The organism is Chloroflexota bacterium (assembly GCA_026708035.1).
GTDB lineage: Bacteria > Chloroflexota > UBA11872 > UBA11872 > UBA11872 > JAJECS01.
Window position 1 is genome coordinate 111710 of the sequence record JAPOVQ010000009.1, and the last position, 20365, is coordinate 132074.

16 protein-coding genes are annotated in these 20365 nt (G+C 69.5%); 10 read left to right on the plus strand and 6 right to left on the minus strand.

Annotated features, from left to right (window positions below):
• Nucleotides 1-52: 52 nt before the first annotated feature.
• Both OXG33_03775 and OXG33_03780 read left to right on the plus strand, forming a co-directional pair.
• The gene (locus tag OXG33_03775) at nucleotides 53-1138 is read left to right on the plus strand and encodes a Gfo/Idh/MocA family oxidoreductase (GenBank protein ID MCY4113046.1); all 1086 of its coding nucleotides are present in this window, start codon (nucleotides 53-55) and stop codon (nucleotides 1136-1138) included.
• A gap of 3 nt (nucleotides 1139-1141) precedes the next feature.
• Nucleotides 1142-2248: a Gfo/Idh/MocA family oxidoreductase gene (locus tag OXG33_03780; GenBank protein ID MCY4113047.1), complete on the plus strand. Its 1107-nt coding sequence runs from the start codon at nucleotides 1142-1144 to the stop codon at nucleotides 2246-2248.
• Nucleotides 2249-2290: 42 nt separating this feature from the next.
• Here OXG33_03780 and OXG33_03785 read toward each other — a convergent pair whose 3' ends face one another.
• The 3 genes from OXG33_03785 to OXG33_03795 form a co-directional block, all read right to left on the minus strand.
• Nucleotides 2291-3007, minus strand: a complete 717-nt coding sequence (locus OXG33_03785; protein ID MCY4113048.1) for a hypothetical protein — start codon at nucleotides 3005-3007, stop codon at nucleotides 2291-2293.
• Nucleotides 3004-5601 carry an alpha-L-rhamnosidase N-terminal domain-containing protein gene (locus OXG33_03790; protein MCY4113049.1) on the minus strand — a complete coding sequence of 866 codons (2598 nt, stop codon included), beginning with the start codon at nucleotides 5599-5601 and terminating at the stop codon, nucleotides 3004-3006. The genes OXG33_03785 and OXG33_03790 overlap by 4 nt, the downstream gene beginning before the upstream one ends.
• 65 nt (nucleotides 5602-5666) lie before the next feature.
• The gene (locus OXG33_03795; protein ID MCY4113050.1) at nucleotides 5667-7181 is read right to left on the minus strand and encodes a DUF2723 domain-containing protein; all 1515 of its coding nucleotides are present in this window, start codon (nucleotides 7179-7181) and stop codon (nucleotides 5667-5669) included.
• A 134-nt stretch (nucleotides 7182-7315) separates the two neighbouring features.
• Here OXG33_03795 and OXG33_03800 point away from each other — a divergent pair, with 134 nt between their 5' ends.
• The 3 genes from OXG33_03800 to OXG33_03810 are packed head-to-tail and all read left to right on the plus strand — an operon-like array spanning nucleotide 7316 to nucleotide 10301.
• Entirely contained in the window at nucleotides 7316-9061 is a 1746-nt protein-coding gene (locus OXG33_03800) for a PQQ-dependent sugar dehydrogenase (protein ID MCY4113051.1), read from the plus strand.
• 29 nt (nucleotides 9062-9090) lie between these two features.
• Nucleotides 9091-9465: a hypothetical protein gene (locus tag OXG33_03805; GenBank protein MCY4113052.1), complete on the plus strand. Its 375-nt coding sequence runs from the start codon at nucleotides 9091-9093 to the stop codon at nucleotides 9463-9465.
• The gene (locus OXG33_03810; GenBank protein MCY4113053.1) at nucleotides 9465-10301 is read left to right on the plus strand and encodes a phytanoyl-CoA dioxygenase family protein; all 837 of its coding nucleotides are present in this window, start codon (nucleotides 9465-9467) and stop codon (nucleotides 10299-10301) included. The genes OXG33_03805 and OXG33_03810 overlap by 1 nt, the downstream gene beginning before the upstream one ends.
• A 233-nt stretch (nucleotides 10302-10534) precedes the next feature.
• Here OXG33_03810 and OXG33_03815 read toward each other — a convergent pair whose 3' ends face one another.
• The gene (locus OXG33_03815; protein MCY4113054.1) at nucleotides 10535-11911 is read right to left on the minus strand and encodes an aminotransferase class III-fold pyridoxal phosphate-dependent enzyme; all 1377 of its coding nucleotides are present in this window, start codon (nucleotides 11909-11911) and stop codon (nucleotides 10535-10537) included.
• 149 nt (nucleotides 11912-12060) lie between these two features.
• On the opposite strand from OXG33_03815, the gene holA reads away from it, so the two are divergent.
• Complete coding sequence (gene holA, locus OXG33_03820; protein ID MCY4113055.1) at nucleotides 12061-13044, plus strand: DNA polymerase III subunit delta; 984 nt, start codon at nucleotides 12061-12063, stop codon at nucleotides 13042-13044.
• Here holA and rpsT read toward each other — a convergent pair.
• A complete protein-coding gene (gene rpsT / locus OXG33_03825; GenBank protein MCY4113056.1) occupies nucleotides 13041-13328 on the minus strand; it encodes a 30S ribosomal protein S20 in 288 nt (95 codons plus the stop codon). The two genes, holA and rpsT, sit on opposite strands and share 4 nt — an antisense overlap.
• 269 nt (nucleotides 13329-13597) lie before the next feature.
• Here rpsT and OXG33_03830 point away from each other — a divergent pair, with 269 nt between their 5' ends.
• Nucleotides 13598-14737, plus strand: coding sequence for a DUF933 domain-containing protein (locus OXG33_03830; GenBank protein MCY4113057.1), 1140 nt, complete (start codon nucleotides 13598-13600; stop codon nucleotides 14735-14737).
• Between the two features lie 106 nt (nucleotides 14738-14843).
• On the opposite strand, the gene OXG33_03835 is transcribed toward OXG33_03830, so the two are convergent.
• Entirely contained in the window at nucleotides 14844-15869 is a 1026-nt protein-coding gene (locus tag OXG33_03835; GenBank protein ID MCY4113058.1) for a dihydroorotate dehydrogenase, read from the minus strand.
• A gap of 191 nt (nucleotides 15870-16060) precedes the next feature.
• Here OXG33_03835 and OXG33_03840 point away from each other — a divergent pair, with 191 nt between their 5' ends.
• The 3 genes from OXG33_03840 (at nucleotide 16061) to polA (ending at nucleotide 20146) form a co-directional block, all read left to right on the plus strand.
• A complete protein-coding gene (locus OXG33_03840) occupies nucleotides 16061-16390 on the plus strand; it encodes an XdhC family protein (GenBank protein ID MCY4113059.1) in 330 nt (109 codons plus the stop codon).
• Entirely contained in the window at nucleotides 16360-17205 is an 846-nt protein-coding gene (locus tag OXG33_03845) for an XdhC family protein (protein ID MCY4113060.1), read from the plus strand. The genes OXG33_03840 and OXG33_03845 overlap by 31 nt, the downstream gene beginning before the upstream one ends.
• Nucleotides 17206-17458: 253 nt before the next feature.
• Nucleotides 17459-20146: a DNA polymerase I gene (gene polA, locus OXG33_03850; GenBank protein MCY4113061.1), complete on the plus strand. Its 2688-nt coding sequence runs from the start codon at nucleotides 17459-17461 to the stop codon at nucleotides 20144-20146.
• Nucleotides 20147-20365 lie beyond the last annotated feature (219 nt).

The following is a 20365-nucleotide window of genomic DNA, read 5'->3' on the forward strand; positions in this document are numbered from 1 at the left end:
TGCGGCCGCGGCCCATGACCGCCGGACGGCGGCTTCACCAGAGGCGATGACGATGTATCGCGCCGGCATCGTGGGGCTCGGCGTCGGCAAGCGGCACGCCGGCGCCTATACCGGCAGCGCCGCCACCGAGCTCGTCGCCATCGCCGACCTCGACGCCGCGCTGCTGGACGAGGTCGGCCGCGACTTCGACGTGCCGCACCGCTACACCAGCCTCGAGGCCATGCTGGAGCACGAGACGCTCGACATCGTCAGCGTCGCCACTCCCTGCCAGTTCCACGCGCCCATGGTGATCGCCGCCGCCGAGGCCCGCCCCAAGGCCATCATTTGCGAGAAGCCCATGGCGCCCGACATGGGCGGCGTCGAGGCCATGATCGCGGCCTGCGACGAGCACGGCGTCAAGCTCGTCATCAGCCACATGCGACGGCAGCTCCCGCAGTTCGCCCATGCGCGCCGTCTCATTGCCGAGGGCGCCATCGGCCGGCCCCTCGCCTGCACCGTGAGCGCGCAGGAAGGCGGTCTGCTGAACCAGGGCTCCCACGTCGTCGACCTGGTCCGATTCATGCTGGGCGATCCGGCGGTCGAGTGGGCCGTGGGCCAGGTACAGCGCGAAACCGACCGCTACGAGCGCGCCCTGCCCGTCGAGGACCTCTGCGGGGGCGTCGTCGCGTTCGAGGGCGGCACGCGCCTGGTGCTCGACGTGGACATCGGCGCCAACCCCACCATCGGCAACTGGGGCTTCGTGCTGGCGGGCGACGAGGGCGTGCTGCGCGTCAGAGCCCACCAGGCGCACGGCCGCGAGGCCTTCGACCTGCATCTGACGTCGTCCGCCCACGGTGAGATGGATCTCGCGTCGACGGAGTTCCCCGAGGTCGATCCCTGGCCCGCCCAGGTCGACAAGCTGGCCACCTGGCTCGACGGCGGCCCGGAGCACGTGCAGTCCATCGCGCGCACCAAGCCGTCGCACGAGGCCCTCATGGCCATCTACGAGTCCGCGCGCACCCGCTCACGCGTCACCCTGCCGCTCTCGACCCGCCGCTCCCCGCTCGAGGCCATGATCGAGGACGGCCAACTGACGGTTCGTTATCCGGGCGCCTACGACATCCGCCATGCCGGGCTCTACCCCCCGTTGGAGGTCTGAGCCGTGTCCGGCGCATCTACCAACGACCGACCGCTGCGCGCCGCCGTCGTCGGCGCCCGCATCGGACGCACGCACGCCGCCGGCTACGCCGCCAGCGAGCGCGCCGAACTGGTGGCGATCTGCGACGCCATCGAGTCGCGCTGCCACGCGCTGGCCGACGCGCACGACGTGGAGGCCCGCTACACCGACTTCGAGACCATGCTGCGCGAGCAACGCCCCGAGGTGCTCAGCATCGCCACGCCGCAGGCCACCCACGCCCCGCTCACGATCCTCGCCGCTAGCCGCTACAAGCCCACGGCCATCCTGTGCGAGAAGGCCATGGCCGGCAATCTGGGCGAGGCGCGCGCCATGCTGGAGACCTGCGACAGGAACGGCGTGAAGCTCGCCATCGGGCATCAGGGCCGCTGGCTGCGGGCCTTCGAGCAGGCGCGCGACGCAGTGGCCGCCGGCGACATCGGCGCCCCCGTCTTCGCCCGCGTCGGCTGCACCGTCGGCGGCATCACCAATCACCTCACCCACGCCCTCGACCGCATGCTCTTCATGCTGGGAGAGCCCGACATCGAATGGGTGCTGGGCAACGTCCAGCGTGAGACGGACCGCTGGGAGCGCGGCTGGCCCAGCGAGGAAATGGCCGCCGCGGTCGTCGGCTTGGCCGGCGGCATGCGGCTGGCGCTGGAAAGCGAGACGCCGGACGCGCCGGGTCTGGAGGCTCACACCCACCTCATCGTGGGTACCGACGGCCTGGTGATCGTCTCCCAGGACGGCCGCGGCGCCGACTACGCCGTGCGCATCGTGGGCCGCGGCGGACGTACGCGCGACATCCCCGGCGACGCCGACTACTACGACGACGCCCGCCTACGCGAAACCGATGCGCTGGCAGCCTGGGCCGCGGGCGAGGTCGACGAGCATCGCGGCGACGCCCACCTCGCCATCAAGACCCAGGAAGCCCTCATGGCCATCTACGAGTCGGCCCGCATCCGCGGCCTCGTGCGCCTGCCGCTCAAGACCATGGCCTCGCCGCTGATCCGGATGATCGAGTCCGGCGACCTGCCCGTGCGCTACCCCGGCCGCTACGACATCCGCCACCACACGGCGGCGTACCGGAGCTAGTCCGCCGCTCGCAACTCGAACGCGTGCGTGCCGGTCCGCAGCCTACGCCCGTCGTCTGGCGCGAACGGCCGAGCGCGCTGCCAGAGCGGCCAGCACCACAGCGGCAGCCGCCGCCCCGCCCACGACGACCACGACGACCGGCCCGACGCCTGTCGTCTGGCTGCGGGCGCTGAGCGTGCGCGCCTCCGTGTCTAGGAAATCGAGTTCCCACACCAGTGCGCCGTTCTCGATTCGATCGGCGTTGTGCTCCGTAATCTCACCGGGCAACGAGACGCGCACCCGGAATTCGGCGGTATTGACGATCGCGGCCGTCATGCCGGCGGCGAAGTCTCCGTTCTCGCCGGCCAGTTCCTCACCCAGCGGCGGGAGGTCCATCGTGAAGCGCCAGCCGTCGCTCTCGCGCACGAACCCGAAGTCAGCGGCATCGGTCAGGTCGTCTGCACTGCCCAGCGACTCCGCGGCCAGCTCCATGTCGGCAACAGGCACGCGCATGCGCTGCCCGACGAATCCGTCCTCGCGGTACGCATCGACGACCGCGCCCGGCGGCAGGTCGTCGACATCCCCGAGCATGTCTTCCGGGGATTCGTCAGCAGCCGCGAGCAAGGATTCGTCGACCGCCACCACCATGTCGACCACTCCGGAGCCGTCCTCCTCCACGGTGAAGCTCAACTCGACGCGGATGCAGCCTGTGAGGGCGAACGTGCACACCGCCATCAGCAGCGCGACCGGGAGTAGTCGCCCGAAGTGCCGTGCGGTCACGCCGGCGTGTTCCCCATCGCTCGCAACTCGAACGCGTGCGTCCCAGTGCGCACGGTCGTCCGCAGATCGGTCTCGGTGACCACGAAGCCGGCGGCGGCCACGGCCTCCGCATCGTCCAGCGCAGTTTCGACCCCCCGGTAAGCCAGCGTCTCGCGTCGATCGCCGGCGCGCTCGAGCACGATTTCGGCTTCAATCCCCCGTGGCACGTCGACCTCGAACGCCTGCCCGTCCGCCGCGCGCCGCCAGCGCACGCCGATGTCGCCGTGGGGCGTAGGGAACGCGCCTTCCACCCGCGGCAGTGATCCGGGCCGCGGGGCGATTCGACACGTTGTGAATCCCGGCCCCGTCGGCGCGACCCCCAGCACCCGCGTCGAAAGCACGTAGCCCACCAGGATGCCGCCGGTGTGCGCCAGGCTGCGCGTCGACATCGGCCGCACGAGGTTCTCGTCGTGGCGCTGGTCGTAGTCCGAATCCTCGACGATGCGGTGGCCGCCGGTGAACGGGTCCCACAGCTCCCAGATCATGGGGTTGTCGGTGGACTCCAGCATGGGTCGATACCGCCTCTTGATGAGTTCGAGCCCCTCGTCGATCAGCCCCGCGCCCAAAATCGCGTCGGCCACGTAGCCGAAGAACAGCGGCGTGGCCTGCACCAGGTCGTCGTATTGCTCCACGATCGCGCGCGCCACCGCCTCCACTCGCTCCGGCGGCGCGATGCCGTAGAGGATGGCGTAGGCATTGGAGATGTCGCTGTAGACGCCGTCCGGACCCGTGGCCCGGTCGCTGTCCCAAAACAACCCGCGATCCTCGTCCCAGAACCGGCGGCGCAACGTCTCGCGCACGTCGGCGGCGATCCGTCGCCAGCGATCGGCGTCGCGCGGCACGCCCACTCGATTGGCCAGCCAGGCGGCGTCCTCCAACCCGCCCACGTACAGCGCGTTGGTGATGAAGCTGGCGCCGCGCAGGTCGTTGGCCGTCCAGTCCAGCGTGTTTTGCAGCGGCACGTTGCGCAACAGGCCGTCGGCGTCGCGGTGCGGCTCGTACCAGTCGATCTGGGGCGGCACGCTGCGGTACAGCTCCTCCAGCACCCAGCGCCGCCCGGTGTGCAGGTAGTGCTCCCGCACGCGCATGCTCCACTGGAACAGGAAGTTGGCCACCACGTAGCGCTGCGGGTTCTCCGGCGGATAGACCATCTGCAGCATCCCGTCGCCGCGATTGCTCAGCGGCACCAGCCGCATGAAGCGGTCGGTGAGCGTCAGATCGCCGTAGGCCGCGAAGCACATGTGCATCACGTGGCTGCCGTCGCCGGTGTTGAAGATCGCCCGCTCGCGGAAACCTTCGTGCACCAGCGTGTCCTCGAAGTTGAGGTAGGCCGTATCGGCGCAGGCGGTCCACAGCGCGCCGAGCAGCGGGTCGGCGCACTCGAATGCGCCGCGCCGCTCCGCCGGATACACGTATTCGTCCACCGAGACCGACTCGATGTGCACCGGGTGGTAGTTGCTGCGCACGCACAGGTGCAGATAGCGGAACTGCTTGTATTCCGCCGGCTCCCACACCTGCCGCCCCTCGCGGGCCAGGTAGCGGTCGCCGTAGGGCGCGCCGGGCGGGATGCGGTTGTCGATGATCTGCTGCCCGTAGGTCATGTCCACGATGGCCCCGGCGGACGCCGTCAGCCGCACGCGGGGGAACCCGAAGAGCTGTCGCCCGAAGTCCAGCACTATGAACGGCGACCGGATGCCGTGTCCGCGCGCGAACACGCCCCGCATCTCTGTCACGCCGTCCGGCCCCATCAGGGCGTCGGCGTTCTCGATGACCGCGTGCTCCAGCGGAAAGTGCACCTCCTGCACCAGGCGGTCGGGAAGGTCGCGGACGGCCCCGCGGCTCTCCTCGATCACCTCGCCCGTGGCCGCCGCGCGCGCCGGAAACACCTCACGCTCGTCCAGCAGCGCCGTTTCCCGGGCCTCCAGCAGCACCCAGTCGTAGTCGCGGGCCGGGACTTCCCACGCCGCGTCCCAGTCGCCGTCGTCGAACTCCGGCTGCATCCAGTCGGGCGGGTCGGCGGCCGCGTCATAGACCTCAGGCGGACCCACCAGCGAGTGGATGACCTTGATCGTCCGGTCCCAGGCCCTCGCCGGACGCACCCGCCAGGCAGCGTCGGTGCCTAACGTCGCGGTCGAGCCGTCCTCGTTTTCGGTTTCCAGCTGCGCCCAAAGGCCCGCGCGCTCGCCCACGCCATAGGCGTTGCCGCTCCAGCTCGCCCAACCGTCACCTTCGCGAGGCGTGGCGTAGTGATAGGCCCGCACGGCGATGGTGTTGGCGCCGGACCGCAGGTGCGCCGCGACATCGTGGATGTCATAGCTCTTGCGGCGCGGGTCGCTGCGCGCTGGGCCGCGAGCGATGTACGTCCCGTTGACCCAAAGCGCATAGCGGTCCGACGCGGTGATGCGCAGCCGCGCCATCGCGGGCGCCTCCGCGAGGTCGAACGAGCGCCGCGCGTAGAGGAAGAAGTGAAACGGCTTGCGCTCGCCCTCGACCCAGATCCAGCGCCCGGTCCACTGCCGCACCGAGCGCAATTCCGGCGGCGTCTCTGGATGCATCGGTTCCTCTCGTCCGCCGCGCTATCGCGAACGAGTATGCGCAGGCGCCAACTTCACGTCGAGTGTCAGCCCCCGGATTTCGATGGCTCCGCCGGCAGCACCTCGTAGATCACACCCCAGCGCGGCTCCACGGTGTAGGCGGCCTCGTATTCCGGCGTCGAGCGCTGGATATAGAGGCGCCGACCGCTCGCCAGGATGTCGGCCGCCTGCTCAAAGCCCATCGTGTAGTAGTCCGCCGTTCGGATGCGAATGCCTCGGTGGCCCTCGCGGAAAGCCGCGTAGCGGGCATACCAGGACGAGGTCCAGTTCGTCAGATAGATGCTGTCGGGCGCCATCTCCCGCATGATGCCGATGCCGATCATCGCCTGCTCCGCGGCGTCCTCACGCAGCTGCACGATGTTGTCGCGCGCCGTTCCGGTGAACTGCTGCTGCACCCGCAGGCCGGCGGCAACCACCACCACCACTCCGGCCGCCAGCACGGCATACCGCGCCCACGACGGCGCGAAACGTCGCACCGTGGGTTCAGCCCGTCGCAGCAGCCAGCCGACGGCCACCGCGAGACATACCGCCAGCAGGACATAGACAACCGCGAAGTACCGGGCGCTGTCAAAGAACGGGTACGAGGCCAAGATGAACCAGACCGTCGTCAGGCCGGTCCAGGCAATCCAGCCGGCCAAGCGCGCGCGCTGTCGGGCCAGCACCGCCCACCCCACCGCCGCCAGCGCCAGCCACCCCCAACCCAGCTCGCGCATCATGTCGTTCGCCAGCAGAGGCCAATTCTCCAGGAAGGTCACGAACCCGCCGCCGATGGGGGTGTTCACCGCCTCAGCCTCGCCCAAAAGCTTGAGCGGCTGGTCAAAAACCAAGCGAAAGAAATCCTCGACCGAGAGGCGCTCGATGTTTCTGGGATACCTCATGGGAATTGGCACGAACAATGCCCGCAACACGTAGAGCCACGGGAGCAAACCAACGGCCACGGCGCCCGCAACCGTCGCCAGCGACCGGGGACGGGCGATGCCGGGAAAGCGCCGGCTGGCGACGAATGCGACCGTGGCAGGCAGCATGAAAACGCTGACGCCGTGATTGGTGAACGACAGTCCCGTCACGAATCCCACGGCGGCCAGACGCATCACCGACGGCCGATCGTCGTACGCGATCAGCGCGCCGATGAGCAGGACCACGATCAGCGTCTGCAGGCTCATCGTCCCCGCCTGTGTCGCCTGCGCCCAGACGCTGTGGCCGGTCGTAAAGACGACCGTGGCCAGCAGGCCAGCCAGCCGTGAGCGAGTGAGAACCGCCGTCGCCACGAACAGCCCCACGCCCGCGGCGATGGCGTAAAGCGCATTGACGACGTTGGCCACGTGGGCCGGCTCGGCAAACCGTACGACCCGGATTGCGGCATTGATGCTGCCCGTCAGCAGCGGATAGCCGGGTGGGTGCGGGATGCCGCCGATATAGCCAAACGTCTGGAATTGGCCCCAGTCACCCCCGGCCACATTGGTGACGGCGCTGAGTCCATAGAACGCCGTCAGCACGCCGCCAAGGAGCACCGACGGAACGAATAGGGGCGATCGCAGCACGCGCCGAGACACCGGCATTTCCACTGGCGACCGAGCGCCCAGAGAATGCCATACGCCCCAACGCCGCCCGCTCGGGCGTCAGCCGCCGAGTCTGGCGCCCGCATCGCGGCCCGCCGGTGCTAGCATCCGGCCCGATGCCCCGGGTCGCCACCGAGTCGCCGCCGATGCCGGGCGCCTGGCTCAAGCGCGCCGGCCAGACGCTCGCTGGTGCCGTGCTGCTTGCCGCGATGGCACTCGTCGGCGCGCCGACAGCGGGCGCGGTCGATCTGCCCGCGCACCTTCGCGTCGAGCCCGTGGTGGCCGAGGCCAACTTTCCCGTCGCGCTGGCTTGGACCCCCGACGGCCGCCTGCTCTACACCGAAAAGTCCGGCAGCCTGCGCGTGGTGGAGCACGGGCAGCTGCGCGACGAGCCGTTCGCCGTGTTCGAGGTCGATGACCTCTTCGAGCGCGGTTTGCTCGGCGTCGCCGTGGACCCGGACTTTGCCGCCAACGGCTACGTCTACGTCTACTACACGCGTGCCGACACCGCCGGGCATCGCGTCGTGCGGCTGCGCGAGGTCGACGGGCGCGGCGTCGAACCCACGATCCTGCTGGACGAGCCCAACCCCACCGGCGCCGCCTTCCACAACGGCGGCAACCTGCACTTCGGCCCGGACGGCTACCTGTACGTCACGCTTGGCGAGAATCACGACTCCGGCCTGGCGCAGCGGCTCGACACGCCGCTCGGAAAAATCCTGCGAATCGACAAGGCGGATGGGAGCGCGCCGCCCGACAATCCCTTCTACGACGATGGCGACCCGGCGTCGGGCAACGACGACCGCATCTGGGCGCTGGGCCTGCGCAACAGCTTCGACTTCACCTTCCATCCGGACACCGGCGAGATGTTCGCCACCGAAAACGGTCCCCACTGCGACGACGAGGTCAACCGCATCGAGCGCGGGGACAACCTCGGCTGGCGGCCCGAGTTCACCTGCGACGACCCCCACGTCGGGTTCACGGCCCCCCTGTGGCGCCTCAGCGACACCATCGCGCCCACCGGCATCGCATTCCATCGCGGCAGCCTGTTCATGTGCGCCTGGAATACCGGCGAGCTCATGCGACTCGAAGCGACCGACCCCACCTATCGCGAGTTGACCGCAATCGAGTCATGGGAAGGCGTCCCCTGTCAGGTCGACATCGCGCCCGGTCCCGACGGTGCGCTCTACGTGACCGACGCCGGCTCGATCAGCCGTGTCGTAGCCGCCGCCGACTTTGCCGTGGATGGCGGGCGCTTCTACACCCAGGCCGGCAGCGGGCGTGGCGGGTTCGCCATCGTCGACGACGCCGACGCCGCCTTTTGGACCGCGTATCAAGACTTCGGTGGCGTCGAGGCGCTGGGCTATCCCGCCTCCCACCGGTTCGAGCTCAATGGATTCCTCTATCAGGCCACGCAGGCCAGCCTCTTGCAGCGCCATCCGGTGACGGGCGAGGTGCGGCTGGCCAACGTGTTCGACATGCTGAGCGCCGCGGGATTCGACGCTTGGCTCGACGCCTTCCGACAGATTCCGCTCAGCCGCGAATGGGAGGGGGACCGGGGGCTGGCATGGTCCGCCATCGTGGCGCGGCATCTGGCGATCCTGGATCCCTACCCCCCGCTCCTGGCGCGCTTCCGCGCCGTGCCGGACTGGATCAATCGCTACGGCCTGCCCATGGGCGTGCACGAGCTGGACTCGGTCGTGGTGGTGCGCGGCCAGCGCGCCGCGTTCCAGCTCTGGAAGGTGGACGTGCCGTGGGCTGACCTGGGCACGGTCACCATCGTGCTTGCCGGCGATCTGGCCAAGGAAGTCGAGCTGGTGCCCGCCGAAGCGCAGGCGCCCAAACCTGTCCCGTTTGGGGGATAATCCGGCAACGGGCACCCGTGGAGATCGCGATGTCACGTGAAGCGATCGCAGCGAAGCTCGACCGGGCCATGGCCGAATTTCGCGCCGGAACGTTGCAGGAGTCCACACTCGCCGCAATTCGGGATGAGCTGGCGGCCGGCGACAGGGCGCGGCAGGACCTGCTCTACCTGCAAGCCTCCGGCACCGACCTGAATTCCGAGGTGATCGGCATGCGCATCGTCCTCGACGGCGAGGTGTCCGACGGCCCCGACGATCCCGACGACTGGCCCTATCAGACGGTTTTGCAAGCCGTTCGCGACGGCTGGCGCATCATCGACTTTCCCAATCTGGCCCTGCTGCTCGACGAGTCGCGCACCTATGCCTACGGCGCCGAGTTCGTCCTCGAAAAGATCCGGAGAGCCTGATGGACACCTCGCACATTCAGCCGACGTTGACCGATTCCGAAGTCCTCGACTTCTGCAAGAACGGCTATCTCCTGCTCGACGGCGTGGTGCCGGACGAGGTCAATCGCCGCGCCGTGGACTTCCTCGACGACGACACCTACTTCGAGCCCACGGCCATTCTGGCCGAGGACTGGTTCATGGAACACGTGATCCTCAACCCGGCCGCTGCCGGCGCCATCCGCACGCTGCTGGGGGCGGGGTTCACCACGCCCGTGCTCATGAGCAACCACCGCGTCCACATGCCCCGGGAAGCGCAGCACTGGCACCGTGACGGCCAATCGCGCTACGGACCCTCGCTGCACTACCTCCAGGTCTTCTACTACCCCGAGGCCTGCACGCCCGAGATGGGCCCGACCGAGGTGATCCCGGGCTCTCACTACCTGTTCCAGCACGCCAGCTTCATGGGCCACTACGGCGGCATGCGGCACAGCGTCAAGACCGCCGCCTCCGCCGGCTCAATCTTTCTCACCGTCTACTCGATCTGGCATCGCCGGTCCGCGTCGACGGCGCAAGGCGTTCGCAATCTCCTCAAGTACAACTACTGGCGCACCGCGCCGCCGGTCCGCGACTGGATCATCGAGCCGGACTTCGACTTCCAGATGGCCGACTACACCTTCCCGATCACCACCCCTCGCCAGCAGTTTCAGGAATGCCTCGACGCGGCGGAGATGTTCTTCTGGCTCTGCGGCAAATCGGATGAGTACCGCACCATGGGCGGCCAGGGCTGGCCCCTGCCCGGCAACCGCAACGCCCCGTCGGCCGGCTTCCCCGGCGACCCCACCGCCGTCACCTACTGAGGTGACCCGGCAGCTCTACGCGTCCGTCGGCTCGCCTATTCCCGGATGGGTGTGGCGTTTCCGAGCTACGACAACGGCCGTCCGGTTCCCTCTCCCTTGACGGAGAGACGCCTCCAAGGCACATCGGCGGCGGTCCGGTCCCCTCTCCCTTGACGGGAGAGGGTTAGGGTGAGGGTGAAAGACCCGGTCAAGTTGCGGCTTTGCCAGCCCGTTCGTCGACCCCTCCCGCTGCTTTAGCCCCCCACCAGCCCGTCCGCCTCCAGGTCGCGCACGCTGGCGTCGAAGGCCTCAATCGTCTGGTCGATGTCCGCGTCCGAATGCGCCGTCGACAGCAGGCCGCCGCTGGTCATGATGTGCACCCCGTGGCTGTGCAGCGCGCGTCGCAGGGCCGCGCCGTCGTCGCCGGACATGCCGCTGCGCGAGGGCGTCCCGTTCATGGCCACGTGAAAGTAGGACGACTCGCCGTAGGCGATGGCGCCCAGGTCGTGCCGGTCGAACACGTCCTGAATCCCGCGCCGTAGGCGATCCGTGGCGGCGTCGATCTGCGCGTGTACGGCGCCGTCGGCAATGTGCCGCAGCACGGCCACGCCCGTGGCGGCCGACAGCGGGTTGCCGTTGAACGTGCCCGGATGCGCCATGCGCTGACCGCGGTCCCAGCGCGGATCGCCGCGCAACTCCAGCCGCTGCAGGATGTCGGCGCGACCACCCACGCACCCGCCCGGCAGCCCGCCCGCCAGGACCTTCGCCATCGTCGTCAGGTCCGGCGTCACGTCGTGCAGCGCCTGATAGCCGCCCGGCGACAGCCGGAACCCCGTGACGACCTCGTCCAAGATGAACACCGTGCCGTGCTCGCGGCACAGACCCGGCAGGGCCTTGACGAATGCCGGGGCGAGGGGCACCGCGCCCCAACCGGCGCCCGTGGGCTCCACGATCAACCCCGCCACGTCGCCCTTGGCCAGCTCTTCCCGCACGCGGTCCAGGTCGGTTGGAATGCCCGTCACCGTGTCCTGCACGGCTTGGGGAATGCCCGCCGACATCGGCACCTCCAGGGGGTCGGACTGCGCCACGTGCGCGAAGTCGTGCCAGCCGTGGAAGTGGTAGTGGAATTTCACGATGCGCTCGCGCCCGGTGTGCGCCCGCGCCAGCCGCATGGCCATCAGCGTGGCCTCGGTGCCCGAGCCGGTGAAGCGCACACGCTCCACGCTCGGCATCAGTTCGCAGATTTGCTCGGCCCACGCAGTCTCGATCTCGTGGCTGGCGCCGTAGTGGGTGCCGCGGCTCAGCTGCGCAATGGCGGCCTGGGTGGGGATGGGATGCGCGTGGCCCAGGATCAGCGCGCCGTGCCCCATGGTGTAGTCGATGTACTCGTTGCCGTCGACGTCCCACTTCCGGGAGCCCTCGGCGCGGTCGACCATCACCGGGAACGGCGAGTGCACGCGCACGTCGTGGGTCACACCGCCGGCGATCACCCGGCGAGCACGGGCGTAAAGCTCCTGCGATCCCGGATTCCCGTCCACGAACACCTGATCGATGCGGCCGCCCGTCGCCTGCGTCGCCACGACTGCCCCCTCGCTAACCACCGCCACAAACTGCTGTAGGCGTGCCAGCATGGGCGCGCCGCGTGCTGGTGTCAACGCGCCCCTGACGGGTCACGACCTACCGTCATTCCGGCGAAAGCCGGAATCCAGTCTTCACTCGCTCGCGGCCCGGCTCGGCCGCGCCGTACCCTTGAGCGTTGGCGAGTGGGGAGGCCACGCGGATGCTCTTCGTTTTCCTCGGCGCGCGTGAGCCCCGCATCCACGACGAGGCGCGCATCGCGCTCGGCCTCAGCGACACGGACGGCGACCTTTCGCTCACCCGCCTAGACGGCGCCGAAACGTCGCTCGTGGACGTGGCCCAGGCCTGCGGCGCGATCGACATGTTCGGCGGCCGACGCAAAGTGCTGCTGACCAACGCCCAGGCGCTGGCTACCAGCGACAAGAAGGTCCTGCCCTGGCTGGCCGAGTTTGCCGGCGTGGGCTCCGCCGCGCCGTGCGATCTCGCGGCGTTGGCCTATCTGGACTTGGGGGATCGCCGCAGCCGCTCGCGTGTCAATGCATTCTCCAAGCTCGAAGATGCGGGCGCCCAGGTGCGGCAGGTGCGGCCGTTGGATGAGCGCCGGGCGGCGCAGTTCGCGCGGCGGCTGGCCCAGCGCCAGGGCGTGCGTCTCGATGACGCGGCCGCCGAGCGCCTGGTCGAAATCGTCACGCCCGACGCCGGACTGCTGGCCCGCGAGGTTGACAAGCTGGCCGCCTACGCCGGCTTCACCGGCGCGCTGACCGTGGACGACGTCGACGCGGCCTCGGCCACCATCGGCGAGCACCGGCGCTGGGACTACATCAACGCCGTCTCGGCGCAGCAGCCGCGCCGGGCGCTGGGCGTGCTCCACGATCTCTTGGGGCTGCGGGCGCCCAAGCAGATGATCCTGGCCGACATCGGCACCGCCATGCGGCGGCTGGCCACGGCCAAGGCCGTCAACGATGCAGGGGGCGATACCAAGGAAGTCGCGCGCCGCGCGGGCGTGCCGCCGTTTCGGGCGCGTGAGCTGCACGCGCAGGCTCGGCGCACATCGCCGCGACTGCTGGAGCGCATGTACGGCGAGGTGGTGCGCACGGATCGTGCGCTCAAATCGACGGGCAGCGAGGAAGACGCGCTGCTCGAAATCCTGACCGCCCGACTGGCAACCCCGCCGGGTCGGCGCTAGGCGGCTTCCTCCGCCGCGCGCTGGCGCTTCACCAGGCGTCCGAGCCGCCGCGCCGCCGCGTTGCGCGGAATGATCCCGCGCCGCGCCGCGCTGTCCAGCGCCGCCTGTGCGGCCCGCACGGCCTCCCCGGCCGTCGCGTCGCCTGCGTCGATGGCCGTTCGCGCGCGCCGAACCAGCCGCCGCACCGTCGAGCGCACGCTCGCGTTGCGCGTGCGCTTGAATTGCTCGCGCCGCACGTTCTTCGCGCGCGCGTTCTGACGTTTCAGTTCTTTGGGTGAGGGCATGGCCCAACCTGGCGATACAAAAGACAAGGCAGGCAACGGTCGCCTGCCGCTCTAATATACCAACGGACTCGGCCCTCCGGCCGCACGGGCTACGGTCCGGCCCACTCTCCCTCAACGGCAAAGCTGTTTCCGCAGCGCGTGGGCCGCGGTCCGGCCCCCTCTCCCTCGATGGGAGAGGGCTGGGGTGAGGGTGATTCGGGCCACGCTACCTCGGCGTGCCCTGCCAAAGATGCAAACTTACTCACCGGTCATCGGTCCCGAGAACCTCTGTGCAGCCCACCGTCGCGCTTATCGGTCGCCCGGATAGCGGCATCGATCAAGTGTTCAACGCCGCCGTCGGATCGCAGGTCGTTGAGTCCCGCGACCGGATGCCGCGACGCATCGGCGCCCTGGGGCTGCCCGATCGCCGATTGACGCGCCTGGCCGAAGTCATGGGATCCCGGTCCGAGGTTCAGGCCCAGCTCACCCTGTGGCACTTTCCCGGACACGGGCTGGGGCTTGGCGCCGATGTCAACCCCGCCTGGCTGGGCGAGCTGCGAACCGCCGACATCCTCGGGTTCGTCATTCGCCCCGAAGCGGGGGCCGACGTGCAGGCCACCCTGCGCAGCAATACCGATGGTCTGGCAACCGCCGACGCCCGCGGCTTCGCCGGACACCCAGCGACAGGGGCCGACGTGGAGTTCGCCCTGCGCAGCAGCGCCGACGACCTGGCGGCCGAGCTCGCGCTGTGGGATCTCGAAGTTCTCGAAGGAGCAATCGCGCGGGCCCACGAACGCGCCACCAAAGGTCCGCGCGTGGAGCGGCGCGAGGCGCAACACGCCCTCGAGCTGCTCAGCCGCGCGCGCGAGCAGCTCTCGGACTCCGCCGTACTCGACACCTCGGCGCTCACGCCCGACGACCAGCGCGCGCTGCGCGGCTTTGGGCTCTTTGCCGCCAAGCCCCGCGCGGTGCTTGCCAACGTTGACGACCCCGACGCGCCCGCCGCGGCCCGCGCGACTGAAAGTCTCTCCGCCTTCGCTGTCGTCGCCGGAGAAACCGAGGCCGAGATCTGGTCGCTGGAGCCGGACGACGCCCAGGCCTTCCGGGACGATCTGGGCCTTCCCGGCACCGCCGCCGACCGCGTCGGCGCCGCCGTCATGCAGGCAGCGGGCCTGCACGTCTTCTATACCGCCAACCGCGCCGCCGCCACCGCCTGGCTATTGCCGGTCGGCGGCACGGCCCTCGAGGCCGCGGCGACGATTCACAGCGACTTTGCCCAGCGATTCATCGGCGCTGACGTCGCGCCGTGCGACGAGGTCATTTCCGCCGACGGTCTCGCGCCGCTGCGCGCCGCCGGCCGTCTCCAGCGCGTCGGGCGCGACCACGTGCTCGCCGACCGCGACGTCCTCCAGATCCACTTCAGCCGCTGACGCCGGCAATTGCGCTCGTTTGGTCCCTTCTCCCCTGGCCGGAGGAGGTGAGGATGAGGGGGAATCTGCGGCGGACGTCACCCTCACCCTTCGAGGGAGAGGGGATTTACGACACGTCGGAAACAGCGTGGGAAGCCCAGGCGTTTGCGATCACTGACTCCGTGTGCGCCGGCTGCACGGTTCCCACGATCTCCTGCAGCGAGTCCAAGGCGTGATCGCGGGCGTATGCGGCCAAGCCGTCGGTGATGGTCTCCGCCGTGCGCGGTTCACGAAACGTCGCCGTGCCCACCTGCACCGCCGCCGCCCCGGCCAGCAGGAATTGCAGCGCGTCCTCCGTCGAGGCGATCCCGCCGATGCCCACGATCGGCACGTCCACGACCTGACGCGCCTCATACACGAAGCGCAGCGCCACCGGGCGAATCGCCGGCCCCGAGACGCCGCCGCTGCCGGCGCCCAGGAACGCTCGCCGTCGCTCCACGTCGACCACCAGTCCCACGATCGTGTTGATGAGCGAAATGGCGTGGGCGCCCGCGTCCTCCACCGCTCGCGCGATGGGCCGGATGTCGCCGACGTTGGGCGACAGTTTCGCGATCACCGGCAGCTCCGTGCCCGCGAGCACCGCCGCCACCGTCGCCGCCGCGGCCTCGGGCGTCGCCGAGAAGTCCAGCCCGCCGGACACGTTGGGGCACGACAGGTTCGCCTCGATGGCGCAGACGTTGGGCAAGCCGTCGAAGGCCCCCGCCAGGGCGGTCCAGCTCTCGGCGTCGTGCGCCGACACGCTCACCACCACCGGGCACGGCAGCTCGGGCCAGATCGGCGCCTTCTCGCGCAGGACCCCCGCGACGCCGGGATTCGGCAAGCCGATGGAATTGAGCATGCCGGCGGGCGTCTCCACCGTGCGGGGCGTCGGGTTGCCCTCGCGCGCCTCCGGCGTGACCGTCTTGGTGACGATGGCGCCAAGACGGCCCAGGTCGACCAGATCGCGGTACTCGTCCCCGAATCCAAAGGTGCCCGAGGCCGTCAGCACCGGGGAGCGCAACACCAGACCGTCGCGATGGGACGGCGCGAGATTCACCGTCAGCGCGGGCGCGATCCCAGCCAGGGCCTTCCACACATCGAAAACGTCAACCACGCGACGCTAGCACACGCGTCTCGCGAATCAACTCAATTCGTTGTAGGGGCAGCCCTTGTGGCTGCCCTTTGGATACGCAACGAACAATGTCCGGCATTCCCGCGAAGGCGGGTATTCAGACTCCACTCGCTCGTAGTCAGTCCGAACGGACCGGCGGCGGCATGCAGGCCCCTCGGCTAAACTGAGCCGTCATGGAGCCGTTCTTCCGCCACATCCTCGAACGCACCGGCCGCGGCGAGCGCGTCGTCGCCGCGCTGGTGGTCGGCAGCCGCGGCTCGACTCCGCAGCGCATTGGCGCGCGCATGCTGTTCTTCCAGGACGGATCGAGCTGGGGCACCGTCGGCGGCGGCTGCGTCGAATCCGACGTGCGGGCCAACGCCCGGCGCACCCTGGCCGACGGCCGCGCGCGCAACATCGAAATCGATCTCGTCGACGACGTGCGCGGTGAAGGCGACGTGTGCGGCGGCTCGCTCGACGTGCTGATCGAGCCATGGGAGGCCTCAGCCGCGGCGGCGGCATGATCACGGACGCGGCCGCGGCGGCGCTCAGCGCCATCGCCTCGCGCACACCCCAGGTTTTTGTCTACGTCGCCGGCGTGCGCGGCGTCCCGGACATCGAACTCGGCCTCACGCTGCGGTACGAAACCGAAGACCGGCTCATTGGCTCGCTCGGGTCCCCGGCACTCGACGCGGCCGTCGCCCACGACGCGGCCGACGCCCTCCGGACCGGTGAGCCCGTCACCCACACCTACGCGCCGGACGGGAGCGCCTCGTCGCGGCGCGCCGCGGCCTACGTCAAGGTCTTCTTCGACCCCATCGTCCCCACGCCGCGGCTCGTCATCGCCGGCGCCGGGCACATTGCCCAGCCGCTGGCCCTCTGCGCGGATCTGCTGGAGTTCGAGACCTGGGTCGTGGACGATCGCGCCGACTACGCCAACCGCGAACGCTTTCCCACCGCGGACCGCGTCGTGGTGGACCCGATGCACGAGTTTTTCTCCGAGCTGCGCGTCGATCCGGCCACCTACGTCGTGCTCGTCACCCGCGCGCATCGCTACGACGAGGAGTCCCTGCGCCAACTGCTGGACACGCCCGCGCCCTACATCGGCATGATCGGCAGCCGCCGCCGCGTGCACATCGTCCACCAGACGCTGCTGGCGGAAGGGATTTCGCCCCACAAATTCCGCCGCGTCTACGCGCCGATCGGCCTGGACATCGGCAGCCGCACGCCCGCCGAGATCGCCCTGGCCATCATGGCCGAGATCGTGAACCTGCGCCGCGGCGGCCGCGCCTCGCACCTCTCGCTCGAAATATTCCGCGCCGAGGGCGACACCGCGTAGCCTGGCCATTCCGCGTAGGTCCGGCCGGTTGGTCACTTGGGTCAGCGCCGAGAGTTTTCCGCTTCGTCGCCGCGGTCCGGTCCGCTCTCCCTTGATTGGACCCTTGCGTAGTTCCTTCCGCAGAGCCCGAAGCGCAGGTCCGGTCCCCTCTCCCATCAAGGGAGAGGGCCGGGGTGAGGGTGATCCGGGGCTTCAGAGTGGGCGGCCGAGCACCGCGGTCCGGCGAACGGCCGCCCTTCGTACACTGCCGTCCATGGCGACCGAGCAACGCCCGCGCCTGATCGTTCTCGACGTAGCGTCCCTGCTGCACCGGGCCTATCACGCGGTGCCCAAGCACTTCGCCACCGCCGCCGGCGAGCCCACCAACGCCGTCTTCGGCTTCACCACCACCCTCCTGCGCATCGTCGACCTGCTCGCGCCCACCCACGCCGCCGCGGCCTTCGATCTCCCCGGCAAGACCTTTCGCGACGACATGTTCGAGGAATACAAAGCCGGCCGACCCGAAACCGACGAGGCCCTCGTGGTGCAGTTTGGCCGCGTGCGCGAGCTGCTCCACGTGTTCGGCATCCCGGCGTACGACCTCGAGAGCTACGAGGCCGACGACGTGCTTGGCACGCTGGCAGTGCAGGCCGAGCGCGCCGGGTTCGACGTGTTCCTGGTCACCGGGGACCGCGACGCCTATCAGCTCGTCACGTCGCACGTGCAAGTGCTCAGCAGCAACCCGCGCACCGGCGAACCGGTGATCTACGACGCGGCGGCGATCCGCGAGCGCTGGGGCGTCGAGCCGGATCAGGTCGTGGACTTCAAGGGCCTGGTGGGCGATTCCTCCGACAACATTCCCGGCGTCACCGGCATTGGCGAGAAGACCGCCTCAAAGCTCCTGCAGCAGTTTCGGGACATCGACGAGATCTACGCGCACCTCGACGACGTGGCGCCGGCGCCCCGGCGGCGGCTCGAAGACCAGCGCGATCGGGCCGAGCTCTCCCGCGAGCTGGCGCGCATCGTGACCGATCTGCCGGTCGAATTCGATCCTGATCGGACGCGCCTGTGGCAAGCCGACGCCGCCGCGACGACGGCGCTCATGCAGGAGCTCCAGTTCCGCACCCTGATGGATCGCCTGCCGTTCGGCCTCGCGGAGCCGGCGGCGGACGACGGCGCCCCGGCGACTGCCGAAATCACGCCGCGGATCGTCGACACTCCCGCCGCAGCCGAAGAGCTCGGCGAACGACTGCTCACCGTCGAACGCGCGGGCGTGTTCCCGCTGCTGCGCGATACGCGCTCGGGTCCCGAGCTCTGCGGCCTGGGCATCGCCTGGGACGGCGACTCGGCTTATGCGCCCTGCGCCCCCAACGACGCGAGCCTCCTCGACCCACTCCGCGAGTGGTTGGCGTCTGCCGACCACGACAAGGTCGTGTTCGATTCCAAGCTGCTGCGCCGCGGCCTCGCGGGCTGCGGGCTCGAATTCGGCGGGGTGCAACTCGACCTGCTGCTGGCGGCCTACCTGGTCGACGCCGACGCCACGCCGCAAACCATCGACGACCTGGCATTCCGGCGCCTGGGCGAATCCCTGGCCCCGCCGATGGTCGACGCCCCGCCGCCGAACACGCTCGCGACGCTGTCGCCTGAAGAGATCGCGCAACCCCTGGCCGTGCGCGCCGACGCCTGCCTGCGCCTCGCGCCCGGCTTGGAGCAGGATCTGGACGCCAACGACCTGACGCCCATCCTGCGCGACGTCGAGATGCCGCTGGCCGCCGTGCTGGCCGACATCGAGAGCCGGGGCGTGGCCATCGACGTCGACGCGCTGCGGGAACTCTCGCAGGCCATGCAAGGCGAAATCGAGACCCTGGCCGCGGCCATCCACGCCGACGCCGGCGCGCCCTTCAACATCAACTCGCCCAAGCAGCTCGGCCCCGTGCTCTTCGAGAAATTGGGGCTGCCGGCGGGCCGCAGGACGAAATCGGGCTACTCCACGGCCAGCGGCGTGCTCGAAGGGCTGGTCGACGCGCACCCCGTGGCGCAGCGGGTGCTCGACTTCCGCGCCGTCTCCAAGCTCAAGTCCACCTACGCCGACGCGCTGGCCAACCTCGTTGTCCCCGAGACTGGACGCATCCACACCAGCTTCAACCAGGCGGTGGCCGCTACGGGTCGGCTCTCATCGGCCAACCCGAATCTGCAGAACATCCCCATCCGCACCGCGCGCGGACGCGAGATCCGGCGGGCGTTCGTCTCCGGCGCCGACGACCTGGCCCTGCTGGCCATCGACTACTCGCAAATCGAGTTGCGCGTGCTGGCCCACGCGAGCGAGGACGAGGCCATGTGCGCGGCGTTTCGGGAGGGGCAGGACATCCACGCCGCGACCGCCGCGCGCCTCTACGGCGTGGGCATCGCGGACGTCACCTCGGACATGCGCCGCCTCGCCAAGACCACGAACTTCGGCATCGTCTACGGCATCAGCGCCCCGGGGTTGGCGCAGCGCACCGAGATGACCTTCGAGGAGGCCCAGGCGTTCATCGACACCTATTTCGCCACCTATCCCGGCGTCAAGGCCTACATGGACCGCACCATCGCCGAGGCCCACGAGCGCGGCTACGTGCAGACCATGCTCGGGCGGCGCCGCTATCTACCGGGTCTCAAGGCGCGCGTCTTTCACCAGCGCGCCGCCACCGAGCGCGTGGCCATCAACATGCCCATTCAGGGCGCCGCGGCAGACATCATCAAGATCGCCATGATCCAGTTGGATCGGGAATTGCAGCGCCACGCCCTCGCGTCCCGCATGCTGCTGCAAGTCCACGACGAGCTGGTGCTGGAGGTGCCGCGGGACGAGCTCGACGATGTGGTTCCACTGGCGACCGCCAGCATGACCCAGGCCTATCCCCTGCGCGTGCCCGTGGTCGTCGACGCGCGCGTGGGCGCCAACTGGCGCGACATGGAGGAGCTGTAGCCGGGGCGCTGCACGGCGCGGCCAATCGCGCCATCGGCGACTGGCTCTCTCTTCCTTGATGAGACCTTTGCAAGGTGTTGCACTTCGTTTGTGAATTCGGGGAATCCAGTCCGGTCGAATCTGGAAGCGCAACGGATGCTTGGTGTCGGGCGGGTCTGAGACCCGCCCCTTGTATGTTGCGAGACCTTCGGATCGTCCGAAGGCAAGCACCGGGCCGGG